The sequence below is a fragment of the Desulfosporosinus sp. FKB genome, from assembly GCF_002196705.1.
GTDB lineage: Bacteria > Bacillota > Desulfitobacteriia > Desulfitobacteriales > Desulfitobacteriaceae > Desulfosporosinus.
On record NZ_NADJ01000040.1, the window covers coordinates 519,756 to 541,387 of the forward strand.

General features: G+C 46.9%; 18 protein-coding genes. All 18 read right to left on the reverse strand.

Annotated elements, in window-relative coordinates; translation table 11 throughout:
* Positions 1–468: 468 nt before the first annotated feature.
* Positions 469–1,272 (reverse strand): CpsB/CapC family capsule biosynthesis tyrosine phosphatase, encoded by an 804-nt coding sequence (locus B5Y67_RS24010; RefSeq protein WP_088228897.1) that lies wholly within the window; start codon positions 1,270–1,272, stop codon positions 469–471.
* Positions 1,273–1,460: 188 nt separating this feature from the next.
* Positions 1,461–2,186 carry a CpsD/CapB family tyrosine-protein kinase gene (locus tag B5Y67_RS24015; protein ID WP_088228898.1) on the reverse strand — a complete coding sequence of 242 codons (726 nt, stop codon included), beginning with the start codon at positions 2,184–2,186 and terminating at the stop codon, positions 1,461–1,463.
* Positions 2,187–2,201: 15 nt separating this feature from the next.
* Positions 2,202–2,900, reverse strand: a complete 699-nt coding sequence (locus B5Y67_RS24020; RefSeq protein ID WP_088228899.1) for a Wzz/FepE/Etk N-terminal domain-containing protein — start codon at positions 2,898–2,900, stop codon at positions 2,202–2,204.
* 481 nt (positions 2,901–3,381) lie between these two features.
* Positions 3,382–5,661, reverse strand: a complete 2,280-nt coding sequence (locus B5Y67_RS24025; RefSeq protein ID WP_088228900.1) for a cell wall-binding repeat-containing protein — start codon at positions 5,659–5,661, stop codon at positions 3,382–3,384.
* Positions 5,662–6,481: 820 nt separating this feature from the next.
* Entirely contained in the window at positions 6,482–7,774 is a 1,293-nt protein-coding gene (locus B5Y67_RS24030; RefSeq protein ID WP_088228901.1) for an Rne/Rng family ribonuclease, read from the reverse strand.
* A gap of 245 nt (positions 7,775–8,019) precedes the next feature.
* A complete protein-coding gene (locus B5Y67_RS24035) occupies positions 8,020–8,298 on the reverse strand; it encodes a hypothetical protein (protein WP_088228902.1) in 279 nt (92 codons plus the stop codon).
* Between the two features lie 699 nt (positions 8,299–8,997).
* Positions 8,998–9,708 carry a TIGR03936 family radical SAM-associated protein gene (locus B5Y67_RS24045; protein WP_088228904.1) on the reverse strand — a complete coding sequence of 237 codons (711 nt, stop codon included), beginning with the start codon at positions 9,706–9,708 and terminating at the stop codon, positions 8,998–9,000.
* Complete coding sequence (locus B5Y67_RS24050; RefSeq protein WP_088228905.1) at positions 9,705–11,561, reverse strand: TIGR03960 family B12-binding radical SAM protein; 1,857 nt, start codon at positions 11,559–11,561, stop codon at positions 9,705–9,707. The genes B5Y67_RS24045 and B5Y67_RS24050 overlap by 4 nt, the downstream gene beginning before the upstream one ends.
* 110 nt (positions 11,562–11,671) lie before the next feature.
* Positions 11,672–12,562 carry a M50 family metallopeptidase gene (locus tag B5Y67_RS24055; RefSeq protein WP_088228906.1) on the reverse strand — a complete coding sequence of 297 codons (891 nt, stop codon included), beginning with the start codon at positions 12,560–12,562 and terminating at the stop codon, positions 11,672–11,674.
* 74 nt (positions 12,563–12,636) lie between these two features.
* Positions 12,637–13,419 carry a M23 family metallopeptidase gene (locus B5Y67_RS24060; RefSeq protein WP_088228907.1) on the reverse strand — a complete coding sequence of 261 codons (783 nt, stop codon included), beginning with the start codon at positions 13,417–13,419 and terminating at the stop codon, positions 12,637–12,639.
* A 114-nt stretch (positions 13,420–13,533) separates the two neighbouring features.
* On the reverse strand, positions 13,534–14,694 hold the full coding sequence (gene rodA, locus B5Y67_RS24065; RefSeq protein WP_088228908.1) for a rod shape-determining protein RodA: 1,161 nt from the start codon (positions 14,692–14,694) through the stop codon (positions 13,534–13,536).
* A 173-nt stretch (positions 14,695–14,867) separates the two neighbouring features.
* Positions 14,868–15,146 (reverse strand): cell division topological specificity factor MinE, encoded by a 279-nt coding sequence (gene minE, locus B5Y67_RS24070; RefSeq protein ID WP_088228909.1) that lies wholly within the window; start codon positions 15,144–15,146, stop codon positions 14,868–14,870.
* A gap of 29 nt (positions 15,147–15,175) precedes the next feature.
* Positions 15,176–15,970, reverse strand: a complete 795-nt coding sequence (minD, locus tag B5Y67_RS24075) for a septum site-determining protein MinD (RefSeq protein WP_088228910.1) — start codon at positions 15,968–15,970, stop codon at positions 15,176–15,178.
* A 37-nt stretch (positions 15,971–16,007) separates the two neighbouring features.
* The gene (gene minC, locus B5Y67_RS24080; protein ID WP_088228911.1) at positions 16,008–16,688 is read right to left on the reverse strand and encodes a septum site-determining protein MinC; all 681 of its coding nucleotides are present in this window, start codon (positions 16,686–16,688) and stop codon (positions 16,008–16,010) included.
* A 111-nt stretch (positions 16,689–16,799) separates the two neighbouring features.
* Positions 16,800–18,905: a penicillin-binding protein 2 gene (mrdA, locus tag B5Y67_RS24085; protein ID WP_088228912.1), complete on the reverse strand. Its 2,106-nt coding sequence runs from the start codon at positions 18,903–18,905 to the stop codon at positions 16,800–16,802.
* A gap of 206 nt (positions 18,906–19,111) precedes the next feature.
* Entirely contained in the window at positions 19,112–19,618 is a 507-nt protein-coding gene (mreD, locus tag B5Y67_RS24090) for a rod shape-determining protein MreD (RefSeq protein ID WP_088228913.1), read from the reverse strand.
* The gene (gene mreC, locus B5Y67_RS24095; protein ID WP_088228914.1) at positions 19,618–20,484 is read right to left on the reverse strand and encodes a rod shape-determining protein MreC; all 867 of its coding nucleotides are present in this window, start codon (positions 20,482–20,484) and stop codon (positions 19,618–19,620) included. The genes mreD and mreC overlap by 1 nt, the downstream gene beginning before the upstream one ends.
* Before the next feature lie 21 nt (positions 20,485–20,505).
* Complete coding sequence (locus tag B5Y67_RS24100) at positions 20,506–21,525, reverse strand: rod shape-determining protein (RefSeq protein ID WP_047810030.1); 1,020 nt, start codon at positions 21,523–21,525, stop codon at positions 20,506–20,508.
* Between the last annotated feature and the right edge of the window lie 107 nt (positions 21,526–21,632).

A 21,632-nucleotide genomic window follows, 5' to 3' on the forward strand; every position in this document is an offset into this window, starting at 1 on the left:
CCCATCTCATCCTAAATCTCCTTTCAAGCAATCTTTCGCCAACGATTAAAATGTATGCTCAAAACTAGTACCGTAGACCCAACCGTATGAGTCTACGGTACTAGGACGAATGTACTTCCTTGTTCTTTTTTCTAATTCGTCATTTGCCTTTAATTTCCTTTACAAAAAATAACATATTATCCTTTATAAAGTTACATGAATCGCCAATATTAATAATCTAGAGTTTAAAATAAAAGAAATTATCTCGTTAATCGAGATAACTTCTTTTATTTTAATAGTGGATAGCCTTTTATTTTATTTTATTCGACTCAATTCTCATTTCATACGATCGCTTTTTCATCTTATCTATGTTATATCCGTTATATTTCAACATCTTATTCCTGATCATGAGGTATCCTCGTCTTGAGCTCTCTATCCAGAATTAACATCTTTCAATGTTTATTTCACTTTAAGATATTCCGAATCACCCTAACCTCTAATCCAATCCCAAAATTTCTTCTTCCTTTTCTCACGTTTAACCGGCATATCCCCTAATGAATAATCCCCACCACTTAGTAGTATCTCTCCCTCAATCATCCTGCGAGGATTTGTAACGGCCATTTTCCGGAACTCTTCTTTTCCGACAAGCTTCCTTATGTACTGAAGAGCCTCCTGGTCAACAAAATCGCTGCTTGACACCCTATGAGCATCAGAACCTAGAAAGTGAATTATCCCGCTGCTCAGCATTCTTTCTGCAAACTGCTTGGGTTTTGAGCCGTATCTCCCTGTAACGCTTCTGTAGTCCAGCTGAAAGAGAACTCCCTTTTTGGCCCATTCGATCGCTCGCTCTGCTTCTTGGAACAAACTCAAGTATCTCTCAGGATGAGCCAGGATTGGTGTAATCCCTTCAACCTGGAGTTCGAAGAAAACTTGATCAACATAGTGGGGTATTTCCAGCATAGGAAGTTCTACGAGCAGATACTTTCCCGCATTTCCCAGAGTCAGGAGTTTCCCCTCCCGCAGCCACTTCGCCATGTCCGGGAAAATATAGTTCTCTGAACCGGGCAAAATCTCTGCGCTAATTCCGGCTTTCCAAGCCGCTTGACGCACTTCCTCGGCAGAAGCTAAAATTTCCTCAGGACTTAAGAAATCCTTCCCTTCCAAGACATGAGGTGTTGCCAGGATGGTCTCAAACCCGGCCTTTTGTAACTGGCGCAGGATATCCAAGGATTCCTCAACAGTTTTAGAACCATCATCTAATCCCGGTAAAATATGCGTGTGAAGATCAATCATCTGAAACGCTCCTAAACGATAACTAAGCAGAAAGCTTTAACAATTTCGGCCCATAATTTTGACATTGTATTGTTTATCAGAATCACTAATTAAAAAAGCAGCCCTTTCAGTTGTCTGAAATTAATAAGCTGCTTTTTAGTACATGTTTTTTATTACATGGATTAGCTTTTGAATAACTTCACACTAGGTTATGCTGAAGCTGAAACCCTATCTTTCCGATGATGCCGCTTTTTGCGCTTGTCTTGAGAGCCATGATAATAATAGTAGTAATAGTAATCACCGGCTTTAACATCAACTTTATTGAGAACTGCACCGAGGATTTTAGCCCCAACTTTGTCAAGCTGCTCTTTGGCAGTTTGGGCATAGTCCTTGCTTACTTCCCCTGAGGCCACAACCATAATAACTCCGTCGACTTCCTGGGCCAGTATGGACGCATCAGTAACTGCTACAACAGGCGGAGTATCAATGAGAAGCACATCAAATTCCTGACTGGCTTCCCGGATTAGCTGTTTCATACGATTTGAGCCAACAAGTTCAGCTGGATTCGGCGGGATTGGCCCCCCTGTTAAAACCGTTACACCGGTCACCTCTGTTTCTTTGAGATAGTCGCGGAAATCTTCGTCCTCAAACAAGGCGACAGAAAGTCCCTGCCCGTTATGTAAGCCAAAAATCTTATGCTGTGTGGGATTTCGCAAATCAGAATCAATAATGAGCACTGTCTTTCCTGTTTGCGCTATACTAACCGCTAAGTTGGCAACGGTGATGGATTTTCCTTCGCGGGGTCCGGCACTGGTCACCATGATCTTTTGGGTCTTTAAATCGATACTTGTAAACTGAACGTTCGTCCTAAGCGTCCGAAAAGCCTCCGAAATCGGTGATTTCGATTGCTCTACAGTAATTAAAGAATAGGTCAATTGAATCTTCTCCTCTTACCCTTTTCTTGCGACTTCATAATTTGGGATCACGCCAAGTACCGGAATTCCCAAAAGGGTTTCCACATCCTGCGAGGTCTTTACGGTATTATCGAAGTATTCCAGCAGGAAGGCCATGCCAACGGCAGCCATTAACCCGACAACAAAGGCGATTGCGATGTTTAAGGATTTTTTGGGTTTAACCGGGATATCCGGAGGTACCGCTTTATCGACAATGCTTACACTGTCGACCTTTTTAATCTCAATCACAGCTTTAGAAAACTCTGAGACCATGGCATTGGCTATCGAGGCTGCCTGTTTAGGGTCAGTATTATCAACCTTGATCTCTAATACTTCCGTGGTATTGACTTGATCGACTGAAATTAATTTATCCAGTTGTTCTACGGTCATGGTTAAATTCAGGTCGTTAATAACATTTTCCTCGACGGTTCGGCTCCGTGCGATAGTGGCGTAGGTTTTGGCGAGCTGTTGATTTGCCAGGAGAACATTATTATCCAGCATTTGGGCTGCTGCTGCACCTTCTTCGGTGGCCTTTTTGCCAACAATCAGGGTCGTGGATGCTTGATAAACCGGTTTAATGATAAAGTAACTGATTATACCGCTGGTCAGGGCCGCAATGAGAGGTATCGTAATGACAATTAGCCAACGTTTTTTTAGCACTTCCCAGTACTGTCTTAAGTCTATTTCTTCTTCCATTGTCATCCTCCCGAATCGGTGCTTTTAAAGTTGTTTGAATTATTATTTTATTATTCGCGGTAAATTTTGGTTTTCCTTCCACCTTTATAGATAGAAAAGAAGTTTTGGAAATCGAAATGTCCTCCCATCGCAAATTGGCCAAATTGAGACCGGATTTGTAATCTTAACTCTGTGGTAAAGTTTTGCTCTTAGTGAACTCGTTCGGCTAAAGCTGAACATCGGGACTTCGGTGACGAAAGTGTCCTGTGGACACTTTCGCCGAAAACGCCTAGCCCATAACAAATGCTATTGCGCTGAAGGATGGACTCTACCCCCACCGAAGCAAGGTATTGGAACCACTCCCACTTGTAGAAGTAGGAGTCTTACGATTGAATAAATCTGATCAAATTGATCCCTTATAAATAGGAAAGGATTCATAACAAAGGTCGACTGTTCCCAGGCAGTCGACCTTTGAACTCCTTATTTAAGGTCTTCTAAATTACTATTTGCTGTTACCAAGGTTAATGGTAAGGGTAACCGTACTCGCAGACGTTCCTGAACTTGAGAGAGTTCCCGTAAAGGTTACGGAGGAACCAAACAAGGCACGTAACGAACCGACGCTGACATCACCGTTAGTGATTAAGTTCCCGAAAATGTCGCTCATGGTGATCGTCCCCGGCAAGGTGAATGTCTGATTGCTGTACATTAATGAATTATCAGGATTGGTGGGAGAGGTTACAATTCCAGAGACAACCCCTGTTTTAGGAGAGGAAATCTGAGTTAAAACGAGAGTAGAGTTTGCAGGCACTGCTGAAATTTCGATATCACGAATCATGGTGCTGTTCGAACTTGAGCTGAGATCATAGGTATAGCTTGTGCCGTTTACTGTGACCGGTGTTCCATTATTGATAGCAACGGTAGAAATCTTAGCGGAAGCTTCTGTACTTCCTCCTCCGCCACCGCCGCCGGAACTTCCGCTGCCGGTGCTTGTACCCGTGTTACTTGTTTTCGTCGGAGGAGTGCTTGGAGTTGACGAGGTCATCTGCCCGTTGACATTACCGCCGCCGCTGGTCAATGTGCCTGTTGTTCCATAATCCAAACTGCCAATACTGGAACCAACAGGAACTTTAATCATTGCTTTTGTTTCTGCCTTCACGGTGTCGATCTTTGTATTTGACCCAAGAGTAAGGTCCACTTCCCCTTGGCCTCCAACGGTTACCGCTTGTTTAAATTCCCCGCTTAAATTAACTGCGGTTGTTTGCCCAGGTTCGCTGACGATACTAATTGAACCAAGGCTATTGCCTGTTCCGCTGGTAATCGTGATCGTACCCGTCTTAACCTTATTTCCTTGGGCATCAGTTTCGTAAACTTCGTAAGTTTGAATCGTTACGCCATCTTTGACCGTTGTTCCGCTGAGGACTACAGAGGTGTCATTATTCGAACTGACGGTTATCCCGCCGCTGACGGTTGAATTGGCTATCGTAACACTGTGTGACGCCCCGGAAAGAACAACAATATTCCCGGCGGTAACCCCATCAAGCTTAGCAGAGCCGTCTTTTCCGGGATCAATAAAGACCGTTCCTTGAACAGTTAAGTTGCTCAAAGTAACATTGTTCCCTTTAACATAAACACTGGCGTTGGCCTCAGCGTTTTTCAGAGTCACGTTATCTCCGGTAATCACAAGGTTATCCGTATATCCTGCCGGTTTTTTGGAATCCGTGGAACCAATAGTGGCATTGTCTGTGTCGTACATAACGCCCGAGGTCAACTCATTAATCTCAGCAGAAGGAACAACTGCCTCTCCTCCTAAGACAGTCATATCGGAGGTAGACAGATTTAATTTCACAAAATCCTTCGTCTCATTGTCCAACGATTGATTAACCAGCAGGAGAGGCGATTGGCTTGCAGCTGCAAGGGGTACCCCGGCTAAAGCATCAACTAAGCTTTCCCCGCTGGCAACATAGACGCTCTTGTTGCGGTAGTTTTGAGAAAAACCTTTTAAAATCTGCTTATTCGTATCATATTTTGTCAGCCCGGAATAGCGTTTTATAGTTCCTGTCAATTTACCCTTAACATTATCTGAGACAACAGCCGTTCCGCCAACAACATAAGAATCCTTGACCTTTGACTTAAGGCTGTCCAGAAAGGCCTGGACCTCAGCAGGAAGTTTATCTTGAGTTGTCGTCAAAATTGGCATACCCTGGGCTGCCGCAATCGGAGCAATAGAAAGGGCATCTGCCGGGCTTAACCAACCTGCGGCAAGCACAATTTGAGAAACGTCGCCGCCCTGATTTACTATTTCCTTAGCAATATTAACGGACGTTTCATATTGGTCATTTCCCCCCAGTTGAACCGGGGTAATACCCATCCCTTGGATTTCGTCAAGGACGGATTGTTTAATGACAGACGCGCCGCTCGTTATGTATGCTTTTTGCGGTTTAAGCCGTAGTAACTCTTCTTTGGTCGAAGAATTCAGACGTTCTCCATTATCCGTTAAAAGAATGGGAGCATTTAATTTTGCAGCCAAGGGGCCTGCAGCAAGGGCGTCGACTAAGGCATAATTCATTCCCGATGAAATGACTACGCTGCTGCAGGTTCCCGACCAGCCCTTTTCAGCCATCAGAGCTGCTGTGGCGTACTGATCAGCTCCGCCGATCCTCATTGCATTAGTTGTTGCACTCGGAACCGCAGCATTTGCCACTACTGGAGCTAACGTCGTTGACAATGCCACGGCAGCTGCTACGCAACCCTTTAGCAGCACTTGCTTTGTCTTTTTTCTCATAGGGGGGGCCTCCTCTTTCATTTTTCTTTTTCTTGTGCTTGTGCTTTCAGGATCTTCTCCTTGTTCTTCTACCTTTCCATATATGTTTAAAGGATCAGAACTATTCAGCGTCAATACTTTACCTTAATTTTGGAAAAGATGGTCTGTCCTAGGAATTGCCATTTGCTTTACTTCGCCGCCCTGCTTAATATTCCTGCAAGGATTATCCTTTTTTACCCATTTTTTGTTAATGTTACAAAATAAATGGTTTTTCGCCTAACTTCGTCATAAATATAACCTCCATTATATAGTAAAAAACATTGAGGCTCTGCTTTCACACAGCCTCAATGTTGCTATTGACCTGGTCTACTTTGTAGTTCTATTTATTCACTTTGGCAATAAATTATATTCCAACTATGTATTTCACTTATGTATGAAAAGGATTTAGAATAACTATAGAAACCAAGAGATGATATATATAGCAGCACAAGGAAAACTTGCCTATTCTTTACAAACAGACATTGCCAAGAATTAAGTTTGTGTCAAATAAAATAAAGGATGTGTTATATAATGAGAAAACAACTTTTAATGTACGTTATGGGTTGCCCTGTATATGTTGACGTTAAGGAATCAAAGGAAACATTAGCAACTATTGCAGCGAAATAAAAATGACCAATAGCAAACCATTTGAATTCTGAGGCACACAATAGCCAACTTTCAAAAACACATGTGGTTTTTAAGTCACACTTAAAGACCACATGTGTTTTTACTTTGGAAGAAAGGCGCAAAACAAAAATGGAGCGGTATCTACATGCCACTCCTAAACAAGACTATTACTAAGTTAAACCCTGCCGTTTCCGTCACAGGTCGGACAGGGCTCCGTATATCGCACCGCCAAAGTCTGGCCGACTTTCTTGCGGGTCATTTCCACCAAACCAAGCTGAGTCAGTCCTAAAACCTGAGACTTTGTTTTATCCGGGGCACAAGCCGCCTCTAAAGCTTCAATCACCTGCTGCTGATTCTCTTTCGCTGCCATATCAATAAAATCGATAATAATAATTCCGCCCAGATTTCTCAGCCGCAGCTGCCGGGCAATCTCCCCAGCCGCTTCCAAATTGGTATGAACGACAGTCTCCTCCAAAGAACGCTGCCCAACATATTTTCCCGTATTCACATCAATAACACTTAAGGCCTCTGTTTGCTGAATGATCAAATATCCGCCGCTTTTTAACCATACTTTTGAACGCAGGGCCTTACGGATTTCATCGTCTACTCCGTAGCGGCCAAACAAGTTCTCACCCGGCTCAACAAAAATTCGCTTAGCGGCCGGATGTTCTATTTCCCGTAAAGCCTGACGCAAGGTCTCAGCCGTTTCCTCCAGATCGACAGTAATTTTCTCTACATCCTGATCAACCCAGTCACGAACTAAGCGCGAAAGCAAATCAACATCCTTATGTACTAATCCCGGGACAGAGACATGGGGAATCTTGCGCTCCAGATCTTGCCAAGTCGTCACCAGATGAGCAATATCCTCGGCAATCTCCTCACCATCAATTCCTACCGCCAAGGTGCGAATAATCACACCCATCCCTTCAGGTTTGACCTTCTCCGCCAAATCCTTCAACCTTGCCCGTTCCTGCGCATCGCTAATCTTCCGCGACACCCCGATATAACTCACCTGAGGAAGAAGGACAACATACCGCCCCGGCAGCGTCAAGTTAACACTAATCCGGGCTCCCTTCGTGCCCACAGGTTCCTTAGTAATCTGAACCAAAAGTTCCTGACGGGACTTTACAATGTTCTCAATCCGCTCTTGAATCACCGAAGAACCCTTATCCTTATCCTCGTCCTCAAAACGGGAAGGGGAAGGAATAGCATCACCAACATAGAGAAAAGCATTCTTCTCCAAGCCAATATCAACAAAAGCCGCCTGCATCCCGGGCAAAACATTCTCCACCCGCCCCCGGTAAATATTCCCCACCAAATGGGAAGAACCACCCTCATCCTCAAAGACATCCATCAGATCACCATCTTCAAACACAGCCGCCCGAATCCTTTGGGATTTAGATTTCGCCAATTGTTCACTTTGAAGAACCAGTTCCTTCTTACAGCTCCCCAAGCTTTCAAGTTTCATAGATTGATTACACCTCCCCGTCGAACTATGCGAGAGAACTTTGCGTTACAACGCTCACCGTCATGATCTCGTGGGCCAAACTAAGGCTCAAGAGGTCTGATGCAAGAGGCGGGATACCCGGCATATCGGACGTCCTGTCCGAATGCCGGCGGAACACGCCCGACGGCCACGGATGGCCTAGTGCCCCTGGAGCCATGGATGGCGGGAAGGGGCCTGTGTTCCGTCCCGCTATGCAAGCACCTCTTTCACCAAGTTTGGCGAGCCACTCTATCAAAGAGATTCCCTTTTGTAAGCGCAAGTTCTAAGCTAATTCTGCCCCAAGCGTTTCTATTAGGAATACGAGCAGGAATGCCAAGGCGCCATCCGAGCTTCAGAGCGAGGGGCGCGATCACCGGCGAGAAACCTTTGCGGGAGCCGCTGCCAAACTTGGCTTTAACCCCTCTTTCATCCAGCAGGGCGGGAAACAGGACGTTTCCCGCCGGCCTTGCGTCAAGGATGACGCATAGGCCGGGAACCCTGCCCACTCCAAATCAAGGGGTTAAAGCCCTAGTTTGGCCGACGACCGCACGGTTGAACAAGGTGACGCGCCACTCCCTCCCCAGCAGGACCCGCAACGGGCCCCTACTCCGCGAGCCCCAATAGGAATACCCAAGCGTTGCCGCCCAAGCTTCAGAGCGAGGGGCGCGATCACCGGCGTGAAACCTTTGCGGAAGCCGCTGCCAAACTCGGCTTTAAATTCGCTTGCATCCAGCAGGGCGGGAAACAGGACGTTTCCCGCCGGCCTTGCGTCAGGGATGACGCATAGGCCGGGCACCCTGCCCTCTTCCATCAAGAATTTAAAGCCCTAGTTTGGCCGGCGACCGCATGGTTGAACAAGGTGACGCGCCCCTCGCTCCCCAGCAGGACCCGCAACCGCGTTTCCCCACTCAGCGAGCCCTGTAGGAATACCCAAGCGTTGCCGCCCGAGCTTCAGAGCGAGGGGCGCGATCACCGGCGAGAAACCTCTGCGGGAGCCGCTGCCAAACTCGGCTTTAAATTCTCATGCATCCAGCAGGGCGGGAAACAGGACGTTTCCCGCCGGCCTTGCGTCAGGGATGACGCATAGGCCGGGCACCCTGCCCTCTTCCATCAAGAATTTAAAGCCCTAGTTTGGCCGGCGACCGCATGGTTGAACAAGGTGACGCGCCCCTCGCTCCCCAGCAAGACCCGCAACCGCGCGGCCCCTACTCAGCGAGCAACTCAAACGGCGAACTCTTCCGCCCCTGATAACTCACATGCACACCCGTCCTCTTAACCCGCAAGTTATCCAAATCAAGCGGCAAATTCTCCAACTCCCGAAGGCTGCCCAGAACTTCCTCCGGCCGAACGCTGCCCGCATTCCCCATCTCAACTTCCAATTCAAAGACAACCTCATCGCCCTGAATATTCCCCGTTAAACTCTTCACCCAGGGACGAATATCCTTATCCGTCGGTCCCTTTTTCGAATAGCGTGAAAACGTCACATGGTCCCGGCCCAGCCAGGCTTGCAGCCCTTCCTGGAGGCGGTCCTCCTGAATCGGCAGAGCCATAGGCACACGCATCCGGTAACTCGCCGCATTCAAGACAGCCATCAACGGCTTAGCTCCCGTCGTCAAAACCTGACCTTCCAAAAGCCGGATTCCCGAAGGCAGCTGTTCCTGAATTCGTCCTAAGGCATCTCCCAGCTCCAGCTCCCGTTCCAGGTCAATATCCACATATTCCCGTTCCCCTTCTGTTCCCACCGCTAAAGCGAAACCGAAGGAGATTTTGGGCCGGGGGTTAAAACCTTCTGTATAGACCATTCTAATCCCTGCCCGCCGGATTGCCCGCTCAAAGACCCGAGTTAAATCGAGATGGGCAATAAACTTAGCATCTTCTTTTTTGGTATAGGCGATCCTTAGCCGCATGGCACTCACCCTTTCAAATCAATCTGAACTCCTCTGCCCGGGCAAATACCACACCCGGTACAGACATCATACCGACAATCAATGGTCCTCGCTTCCTGCAGCGCCCGATGATGCTCTTCAACCAAGAATTGTTTGGTTACACCGCTTTCTAAATGGTCCCAAGGCAGGATATCATCATAATCCATAGCCCTGTTGGCATAAAACTTAGGATCGATGTCCAGTTCCTTAAATCCTTCCATCCAAGTCTCCTGGTCAAAATGTTCAGACCAACCATCAAAACGGCAGCCATGTTTGAACGCCCATTCCAAAAGCGGAGCTAAGCGCCGGTCTCCCTTGGCAAAAACGGCTTCCATATAGCTGGTCTCCATGTCATGGTAATTATATTTTATGCGCCGATCCCTAAGTTTCTCTTTCAGATAGTTCTGCTTCAGTTTTACGGAAAGATGTGACTCCTGAGGTTCCCACTGAAAAGGAGTATGCGCTTTGGGAACAAAAATGCTGGTGGAAACCGTCACATTCACATTGCGTCGCCCGTGCTGGGTCCCCAGATTAGCCACTTTTTTGGCCAAATCCGCAATTCCGTCAATGTCTTCCTGAGTTTCCGTCGGCAGTCCCATCATAAAGTAAAGCTTAATGTTGGACCAGCCCTTTTGGAAAGCAGCCCCTACAGCAGCCAGCAGGTTTTCCTCAGTAACACCTTTGTTAATCACATTGCGCAAACGCTGAGATCCGGCTTCCGGAGCAAAGGTCAAACCGGATTTGCGGCTTTTTTGGATGGACTCGGCGAGATCCACATCAAAAGAGTCGACTCTCAGAGAGGGCAGTGAAACCCCCACGCCTTCACAGCTATGTTTTTCCATAATGGAATGAATCGTCGGCTGAATGCAGGTATAATCTCCGCTGGAAAGTGACGTCAGCGCAATTTCATCATACCCTGTGGAGCGTACCAGTTCTTCCGTCTGTTTAAGGAGAGTTTCTGTTGATCTCTCCCGTACAGGCCGATAAATCATGCCTGCCTGACAAAAACGACAGCCCCGGGAACAACCGCGCATGACTTCCAGCATCATCCGGTCATGGACAATTTCCATATAAGGAACAATAGGCTTCGTCGGGAAAAAAGCTTGATCAAAATCTTCCACAATGGCTTTTTCCACGACGGCCGGAACACCGGGTTCTGCTTTAATCTCCGCAATCCGTCCGTCCGGCTTATAGGATACATGGTAGAAATCCGGAACATATACGCCTTGGACTTGGGCCACTCGCAGCAAAAACTCCCGGCGCGGCAGGGGATGTTTCTTCTGCTCAGCAATCAGACGCAGCACTTCCGGCAATTGTTCTTCGCTTTCGCCCAGTAAAAAGAAATCAACAAATCCGACCAAAGGTTCAGGATTAAAGGCACAGGGTCCCCCGGCAATAATCCAGGGATCCTCCTCTTTACGTTCCTCGCAGCGCAGAGGAATACCTGCTAAATCGAGCATATTGAGAATGTTGGTAAAACTCATTTCATACTGCAGCGTGAAGCCGATAACATCAAAGGCTTGCAGCGGCTGAAAGGATTCGAGGGTATAAAGAGGAAGCTTCTTTTGCCGCAGCATTTCCTCCATATCCACCCAGGGAGCAAAAACCCTTTCACAGAGAAACTCCGGAAACGAATTTACCAAATGGTAAAGAATCTTAGTTCCCAGATGGGACATTCCTACTTCATAGACATCCGGGAAAGCAAAAGCCATACGGACCTCTGTTTTATCCCAGTCCTTTTTTATCGCGTTCCATTCCGAACCCAGGTAACGGCTTGGTTTCAAAACTTTAGGCAAAAACATTTCTACCTGCCGGCGAAGCTCCGCCGCAGTAAGTTCACTCATGATTTTAGTGAAGCCTCCTTGCACTCCTTTGTGAACTTACATTATATCACAGATAGTCCAAAATACCCAATATTTTGTCCAAGTTCCCTTAGGTTTCCAGATCATTAAAATCAGCCGCTCTTTTTCTCCAACTTGCCCACGGGAAAACGAATTCCTTCTCTTAACATGCCCTCTAAGACATCCGTTTCTGTCAGAATTTTTTCCAGATCCATTCCTTCCTTTGTCAAACTGATAAGGGTGTAACGATCTGGGGTAAATTCCTCAACAATGCGTACCAAGGGAGTATTGGGCTGAACCGTGAGCCACTTGCTGCGCATAAGTCCCTTCTTGAGCAGTTCCTCCTTCTTATGGGTTAACTGCCGGAGAAAGGTGATATGCGCAGCCGAAATTTCCTTGCTGCCTGCCAGCCAGAAAAATCCTCCCAGAATTATAAAGGTCAGAGGGCCTTCAGAAAACTGTCCCTTACTCCAGAGAAAGATTCCATAAAGAGCCAGCAGAACCCCCAGCCCTTTCCCTGCCCAAGCCAAAAACTTCGTCGTCCGCACAAAACCGAAAGCATCCGCCCAAAGTGCCCGCATAATCCGCCCGCCGTCCAAGGGCAAGACAGGAAATAAGTTAAACACTGCCAGCCAGAGATTATAGCGAACAAAAGCATCGGCAAAATCACCTGTCCAAATTCCCTGCCACCTTAGGCCTTGGGCTACAAACAAAAGTACGATATTAAAAGCCGGACCGGCCAGAGCCATAATGCTCTCCTCGGCTTTTCGCCCCTCAAAAAGATCATCACAATAGGCTGCACCGCCAAAGGGAAAAAGTTCCAGACCGACGACTCTGAAGCCATAGGCCCGAGCCGTTAAAAGGTGGGTCAACTCATGACCTAAGACCAAGGCGAAGATAAGAAGAGCCTGGGCAACAAGACCCAGGACCCCATAAATTGCCAAGAAAAGAAAGAATGTCGGATGGATTCGCAGGCTTATGCCAAAAACTTTAAAAAGCTCCATAATTAAACCCGGTTTTCGTAAACCGGAGATTTCACCTCTTTCTCTAGATTCAATAACCCGCAGGAGGTTAGCCCCTAATTTTTAGACTGAGGTGGAATCAAGTATGGTATCGGATCAAGGGGTTTGTTGTTCTTGCGCAGTTCAAAGTGCAGCCAGGGCTTCTTCAGAGGAGCCGATAAACCAACCGTCCCCAGAACGCCTCCCCGGTTGATCCGTTGGCCTTTTTCAACATAAACTGTGCCCAGATTTCCCAGCACCGTCGTCCATCCGTCACCTAAATCGGCTTTCACGACATTCCCTAACTGAGGGTCACTGCCCACGAAGGTGACGACTCCGTCGGCCGGCGCAGCCACAGGGTTTCCCAAAGCGCTGAGAACGTCAATGCCTTGATGGACTGTACCGGCAGCATTCGTTCCGCCTTCGCCTTTGACCCCAAATTTAGCCATCACTTGCCCGGAAATGGGCGGCAAAAACTGTCCCAACATCTTAGCATCAACGGGAACACTGTTATTGCTGACACCACCGAGAGACAGGGCATCTTTGGCCATTCCGTTCAGAGTATCATAATAATTTCCCGAGTCCATGGCACTGCGGTAGAGACTGTGGACCGCCTGCGAGATGCCGTCCGTACCATTGGCACTGAAGAAAACCAGGAGAAATAACATAGCTGCAATAAGTGTCTGTTTCTGGATTCCGTTCCAATGCTTAAAGATGTTGCCCCAGGTCTCCCTGGGCGATGGCCGCTGCCCAGCGGGATTGTAATTACGGTTCCCTGCCCTTCCCTGTCCTTTTCCTTTCCCAACCTCTTGGATCGCTCGTTCCCATTCCCAATCATCCCAACGTTCAAAAGGATTCATACTGCAAGGCCTCACTTTACCGTTGATCGCTATGACCAAGCTCGTACTAGTTCTTTACTAGTCTATGAGAGGGCAAAAAAAATAGAACTCCTGAGAGTTCTATTTCTGATCCAATCAGAACATTAGCCTCTGACTCCTGAGATTGATGCTCAGCAGCAGTCCCACTGCCGCCATATTGGACCACATGGCGCTTCCGCCAAAGCTTATCAGCGGTAAGGGAATACCGGTTACAGGCATAATCCCTGAAGTCATCCCCACATTGACTAAGATATGAAAGGTAAACATCGAGATAATTCCTGTTCCGATCAGCATCCCGTAAGTTCCTCGTGCTTTCATAGCAATACTGACACTGCGGAGAATAAAAATCAAGAAAATGAAGAGCAAGGTCACCGTACCGATAAAGCCAAATTCTTCACCAACAACGGAAAAAATAAAATCCGTATGGTGCTCAGGGAGAAAATTCAACTGCCCTTGTGTACCCATGCGATACCCTTTGCCCCAGAAACCTCCCGAGCCGATGGCCCAGATGGATTGAATGATATGGTAACCGTCACCTGAGGTATCTGCCGCCGGATTAACGAAAATCGTCAGCCGCTTTAACTGATAGTCCTGCATGGGAAGCGGAAGTCCTTGGGCCCAATGCAGCCACCAAGGCAGGTCCGTCGCGAAGTGAAGCCAGAGAGCAACGGCCACGATGCAGGCTCCACCCAATAACAAACCCCCGAATTTGTAGGGATTCGCACCGGCAACAAACATCATGCCGATGAAAATCGCTGCAAAAACCAAAGTAGTTCCCAAGTCAGGCTGTTTAAAAATCAAGAGCATGGGGATTAAAACGAAGAGAAAGGGCGGGATAAAATCTTTGAAGTCATTCAGTTTTCCTTGTCGCTCCGCTAAAAAGTCCCCCAGGGTAAGAATAATGAAAATCTTAGCGAATTCCGAGGGTTGGATCGTAATCGTTGAGGTGATGGGAATCCAGCGGGTTGCTCCCTTGGCGCTGGAACCGAATAGGATAACCGCTCCCAGCAGAGCGAGATTCAGACCGTATATCCACCAGCGAAAATGCCGCCATTTCTGATAATCAATACCGGCCAGAACAATCGCAATCACAATCCCGCTGGCTATCCAAATCGCTTGGGCTTTGACATAATGCATAGGGTCTGCCTTGTCCACATTGATAGAAGCGGTGCTGAGAATAAATAAGCTCGCTGCTAAAAGCAGGAATGTAAAGACTACAAACAACAGGTCTATGTTTCTATATACACGTTTATCCACAAAAGTAGTCCCCTTCAGTTATAATCCTTAAACATTATAACACAACTCGACTTTTCTCCCCAATATATTAAAAAGGAAAGAAATAGGAAAAGACTGCAGCAACTTATTTCTGTCGCTGCAGCGTTACCAACATTCTCCCAACATATTGACCTGCTTAATGACTTATTATTGACTTAACATTTTGCCGCATAATCGCGTTTCATCTTAATGACCGGAATATTAGCCACTAAGGCCACATCCCGTTCATCCTGACAAAGATTAAATTCCAGGGCAGATTCGTCAATTTCCATGTAGTTGGAGATTACTTGAACCAAATCTTCCCTCAACCGATTGAGCATGGCTGGTGATATACTGGCACGGTCATGAACCAAAACGAGCCGCAGACGTTCTTTGGCCAGCGACTTGCTCGAGGCAGTTTCCTTGCCAAGGATGCGGCTGATAAATTCTAACAAGGACGATCCCTCCTCTCACTACCGAACGATTAACGTAAGCCGATGAGTTTCTTAAGTTTATCCATAAGTCCTTCCGGTACCTCTAAATTCATCAGAGGAACCTCCTCGCCCTGAATCCGCTTGGTGATTCTGCGATAGGCCTCTCCAGCCTTAGAATTTTTATCCATAACACAAGGTTCTCCCCGGTTCGTAGAAATGACAATACTCTCATCTTCCGGGACAACCCCGATCAAGTCAATAGCCAAAATATCCAGGATATCATCGATATCCATCATATCCCCACGTTTTACCATCTGGGGACGAATGCGATTGATAATTAATTTAGGGTTTTTAAGATCTGCCGCCTCTAAGAGGCCGATAATCCGGTCAGCATCCCGCACCGAACTGACTTCAGGAGTGCAGACAACAACTGCTCGATCTGCTCCGGCAATAGCATTGCGGAAACCTTGCTCAATGCCTGCGGGACAATCGATAATTGCATAGTCAAATTCTTTCTTTAACTCCTCTGCCAAGGCTTTCATCTGCTCCGGGCTGACGGCTGTTTTATCCTTCGTTTGCGCCGCCGGAAGCAGGTGGAGATTGGGAAAACGTTTATCTTTAATGAGCGCTTGCTTTAAACGGCAATTTTCGCTCGTTACATCCACAAGATCATAGACAATCCGGTTCTCCAGTCCCATCACAACATCAAGATTACGTAACCCGATATCTGTATCAACTAAAACGACGCTAAAACCTGCCGACGCAAGTCCTGTCCCGATATTTGCTGATGTTGTGGTCTTGCCTACGCCCCCTTTACCGGAAGTTACGACGATTACCTCTCCCATAGTTTGACCTACCTTTCCGCTTAGTTCTTTATTCTTCTCAACGACCCTTAGCACGAAAACCAGTTAAACCGGCTGCTTCTACAATCAAGCGGTCATCTTTGATTCTGGCAATTTCCGGTCCACGTTCCTCTGCATCCTCATCCGGCGCTCTGGTAACTAAATCTGCGATTCTTAGCTGAGTAGGGGCAAGATGATAGGCGCTTACTGAGGCCTTCCGTTCACCGGTTGCTCCTGCATGAGCAACACCGCGCAAGGATCCTAAAACAACAATGTTCCCCGTTGCAATAATTTCAGCACCAGGATTGACATCACCCAGTACAACTACATGACCCTCATATTGCACACTATTGCCGTTACGCAAGTTGCGCTCTACGAAAAGGCAAGGTCCTTCCACCATTCCTTCATCTCCAAGTCGCGTTTCTTTCTCAATTGCCTGGGATTGAACTTTTCCTGGCACGTACACTTCCTCAGTCGTTAACCATCCCCCAAGTTCCAACTGATGCTCTTGTAAAAGATTTGTTAGCTGATCATGTTCATCCTCTGAGTATTCTTTGTCTCCAGCAAAACACCGAACCGTCGCACCTTGCAGGAATTGAACTGAATCCTTCAGCAGCTTGTTGAGTTCCGTTAGCAACAATCCAAAATCCGCGAGGGGATCAAAGTATAGCACTAATCCTTCGCGGGTACCCTTCAGGGCAACATGTTCTGTCCGTGTCAACCTGCACAATCCTCCATTGCTTCTCATAATCAATGCTTACTATAAATTCTACAAGCCTGTCCCAATTCCCTTTTCTTCTTAAAAAAAAACGAGGAGAAATTTCCTCGTTTTTTAGCCCCCATTCGTGGATTTCCACCCAAAATACTTCATAAATGCCGCTCTAGCGACGTATCCTGCGGTATCCCCGCCGTGACTGCCATATTCAACGACACCGGCAAAGGCAATTTGAGGATGATCATAAGGAGCAAAGGCCACAAACTCTCCATTATAGAGTTCACCCGAAATTGTATCTTTCGACCCGATTTGCGCAGTACCTGTTTTAGCACCCCCTGAGAATTCCGGAAGGTCGGAGAATAGAAAGGACGCTGTTCCTTCTCCTTGTGTCGTAGCCTTCATGGCTTGTTTAACAGTATTTAAAACATCAGGCGAAATGGACACCGTATTTGTAACTTGCGGCTCATTTTGTTTGACAACTTTTCCCGTAATGGGATCTGTGATTTTATTGACGATATAGGGACGATAGTGTTTTCCGCCATTCACTATAGTTGCTACATAATCCGCCAGTTGGAGAGGCGTATAATCATTATACCCCTGCCCGATAGCATTGTTATAGCTGTCATAAGCTTGCCAATCGACATTCTGGCTGATCATTTGCTGATACCAAACCTGAACCTGTTTTTTCTCCTGGTCTTCCTGGGCCTGGAGTTTTTGTTTAGTCTGAGCATCCTTCGCCTGAGCGATCTTGGACGCATATTTGCTGTCAATGTCAGCCAGTTTCTGATCCCTCTGTTTATCATAGGTAGGCTGATTATTGGCTTTTTTCCAGGCCGCTGACGGTACAAGTCCCTTCGCTTCTCCGGGCAAATCAACGCCGCTGTACGTACCTAAGCCGAATTCATGGGCAATCTGGCCAATAAATTCCGGATTTGAATCGAACACCCGCCGGCCTATGACCTCAAAATAAATATCTGACGATAAGGCTATAGCCCGATAGAGGTTTACAAGACCAAAGTTATTGCCGCCCCATTCAACAAACCCCTGTCGCTGGGCTACCATATTTCCCAAGGACGAAATGGTGTCATTGATCTGTTCCTGCGGATTCGTCACTTTCAGCTGTAAGGCAGCCATAGCTGTAATCATTTTAAAAGTGGAACCAGGCGGGTAAAGCCCGGCTAAGGCACGGTCCAGAGAAGCAGCAGGTGCATCTTTATTGGTAAAGTATTTATCCGATACGGCCTGAGAAATATTGCCGATTAAATCATTCGGGTCCATACTCGGGCGGGAAGCCATAGCCAGAATCTTGCCGGTATTAACGTCAATAACCACAGCAGCACCCGACTTGGCGTTAGGATTCGTCGTCTTCTGAACATCGGCGATAACCTGATCAAGGCTGTCTTCGACAGTTTTTTGCAAATCTGCATCAATGGTTAGCTGAACTGTCTTTCCCGGTTCGGGAGGCTGAACCACTTTTTTGGACAGGGGGCGGGCATTATTGTCAACTTCTACTTGTTGAACGCCTTCCTGGCCGCGCAGCCAAAAATCATAGCTTTTCTCCACACCGTCCTTACCCACCAAATCTCCTTGAGAATAAGTAAAGCCGGCCTTTTGGGCATCCGGGTTTTTATTAAACTGATCTATCTCGTTGGGACCAATCTCCCGCACATAGCCAAGAATCTGACCTGCCAGGGTATGCTGAGGGTAAGAGCGAAGCGGTGTTGCATCGACACTGACACCGGGAAGCTCATCCTGATGCTCAGCAATGATGGCTTGAAGTTCCTGAGGAACATTGTCCATAATCGTCACTGGACGGTAGCGTTCCCATTGATGGTTTTGGATGTTGACCAAAATATCCACATCGATGTTATCAACACTCTCATTGGGGTTAGTCCAATAGGGTCTAATAAAGCCCGCTAAACGTTTGACAACGTCCTTCCAGTTTGTGGTTTTCGACTGTTGCAGATCGAGCCAGTCCAAGGTTAAAACAAATTCCGGTACACTGGTGGCCAGAAGTTTATTGTTTTTATCAACAATATCCCCTCGGGTCGTTGGAATTTTCACAACCTGCATCACGTTGCCCTTGGCCATTTCGGAATAATAAGATCCTTCAGCAATCTGCAAGCGCCAAAGGTTAAAGCCTAAAATTAAAAATACAAGCAAAACCACCGTGGAGAGTCCCCAAAAACGATGTATATATGGCTTTCGTTCTTTGTCATCCATCTCAAAAACTCCTCCAATTTACTATACGTGGTTCGAAACGGATTCTATGAATCGAAGAACGGCAGTTACCAGTTAAACGTCACTTAAAATAGAGTCGATCCAACTGCTAAAATCTTTCTAGCCTTTATTTGTGAAGTAACCTTTTATTATTTTATTTGTGTATAGCCTCTATTATATGCATATAAAGGCAGCGAGTTATTATTTATTTATCGATCATACCTGGGGCGATAGCGCAGCCAGCCGTGCAAAAAGGACCTATGGATCAAAGGATAGGTTACAGGAACCAGAACAGCGTTATATAGCGCAACTCCCAAGACTAATTGAGCAATATCCCCCATGGACCATTGCAGCCCCGCTCCCAGTCCTAAAAAGGCAACACAGATTTGGCCAACAACCGTGACAATGAAAACCATGAAGGTGGTTAACAGAAAGTTATCACGATACCAACGTTCCGTCAGCCAATTGCTTAAGAAGGCCACTACCAATAACGTGAGGGTATACATTCCTATATACCTGCCTAAGTAAAAGTCTTCCAATAAACCTGCTCCCAAACCCCAAAGCACACTCGAAAGACGCCTGTGGTGCATGGCCATATAGATGGTTAACAAGATCAGAAGATCCGGTTTAATCCCCGACCAGGCCCAGAAGTGAAAGAGAGTTCCCGGCAGGATCAGACTAAGGATGAACATTAAAGCAATTAGGATGTAGCGCATTATTTCGCCCCCACCACTTTAACTATATACACCTCTTCTAAGGAGTCAAAATCAACTAAAGGTTCGATATAAGCTGTTTTGAGAAGTCCTGATGGATCAAGCTCGATTTGTTTGACTTTCCCGATGGGAACATCTTGGGGATATACTCCGCCTTGGCCTGAAGTCAGGACCAGATTGCCGACATTAACATTGTCGGCTCGACGAAAGAGCATCTCCAGATTTCCCTCAGGAGTCAGACGCGAGCCTCGCTTATACGTCCCCTGGACAATTCCGAAAGTACCGGTGCCGGTACTGCCGCGGACAACGGCGCTTACTTCTCCTTCACCATCGAGAATCATCAGAACTTCTGACGTCGTTGGTGAAACAGACACCACCTTACCTACGAGCCCCAAGTCTCCGATCACAGGATCATTAACCTGAACCCCGTCCTGACTACCCCGATTAACGGTCAGCGTCCGGTACCAAGTCGTCGGATTGCGGTTGATGATCGAAGCCCCCACTTTGACATATTTGTCAAGGGTCGGGCTGCGAAAGATCCCCTGATCGAGCTCGTTGTACCTTAATCCGGCTAAGACTTGTTGTTTAAGTTTAAGGTTATCACCGGTTAACTGATCAACTTTTTTTTGTAAGTCCTGGTTTTCTTGTTCTACATTTCTAAAATTCCACAAGGCTTTGGTATTATCCCGAATCCCGTTTCCTAACTGAAGAATTGGTTTTTCTACAACACTCAGCACTCGCTGCATCGCTCCCCCAACAGGGTTGGGAAACCGACTGCCGATACCTGTCAAGCGAATACTTATCAATACCCCTAGTAACAGAAAGAAAACGAGAACCGCAATTCCCGTTACATTAACTCTCTTCCCCACCAAGATTCCTCCCCGCTATCCTTAGCTTTTTTGCGAGGCAGCTATTTTACGAAGAACATCAGCGTGTTCCAAGACATGCCCTGTCCCGTGGACAACACAGGATAGAGGGTCCTCTGCCAAGTGCACCGCAATTCCTGTTTCATCTGAAATCAACCGGTCAAGATTACGCAGCAATGAGCCTCCTCCCGCCATCATAATCCCACGATCCATAATGTCTGACGATAATTCCGGCGGAGTTTTCTCCAAACATGACTTTACCGCATCGACAATAGCCATGACAGGTTCCTGCAGCGCATCCTGGATTTCCTCCGCAGAAACATCGATGGTTTTGGGAAGTCCGGTCAACAGGTCACGCCCTCGCACGGTGTAATTTCCAGGTTCGGACATGTAGGCATAGCCAATTTCAAATTTCAACGATTCAGCAGTCCGATACCCCACCGTCAAATTATAGCGTCTCTTAATATGAGCAATAATCGCATCATCCATTTCATCGCCTGCAACGCGGATGGATCGGCTGGTTACAATTCCTCCCAAAGAAATGACGGCAACTTCCGTTGTTCCCCCACCGATATCAACAATCATGTTGCCCGTAGGTTCACTCACGGGAAGTCCGGCACCGATAGCCGCTGCCATGGGCTCTTCCAAAATCATCGGATCTTTCGCTCCGGCGGCCATAGCTGCTTCTTTAACTGCCCGTTCCTCAACAGGAGTTACACCGGAAGGCACGCAGATTACCACCCTGGGACGAATAAACGGATGATCCGTGCCAAGGGCTCGGCTGATAAAGTATTTCAACATTTTCTGAGTTATATTAAAATCTGAAATGACCCCATCTTTAAGAGGACGAATGGCAACAATATTGCTGGGAGTACGGCCAATCATTTCCTTAGCCTTGTCTCCAACAGCCATCGGGGTCTTCGTCATAATATCCATCGCAACAACAGAGGGCTCGCGTACAACAATCCCTTTTCCTTTTAAATGAACTAATGAGTTCGCTGTCCCAAGGTCAATCCCTAAATCCCGGCTGAAAATACTAAACATGGTTTATAAAAACTCCTTCCAGTCACTCTCTATATACGAACAGTATACCCGTTTAAACCTTAAACTACCAAATCTTCTATTCGAACCTGACAAATTGATTGTCTAAT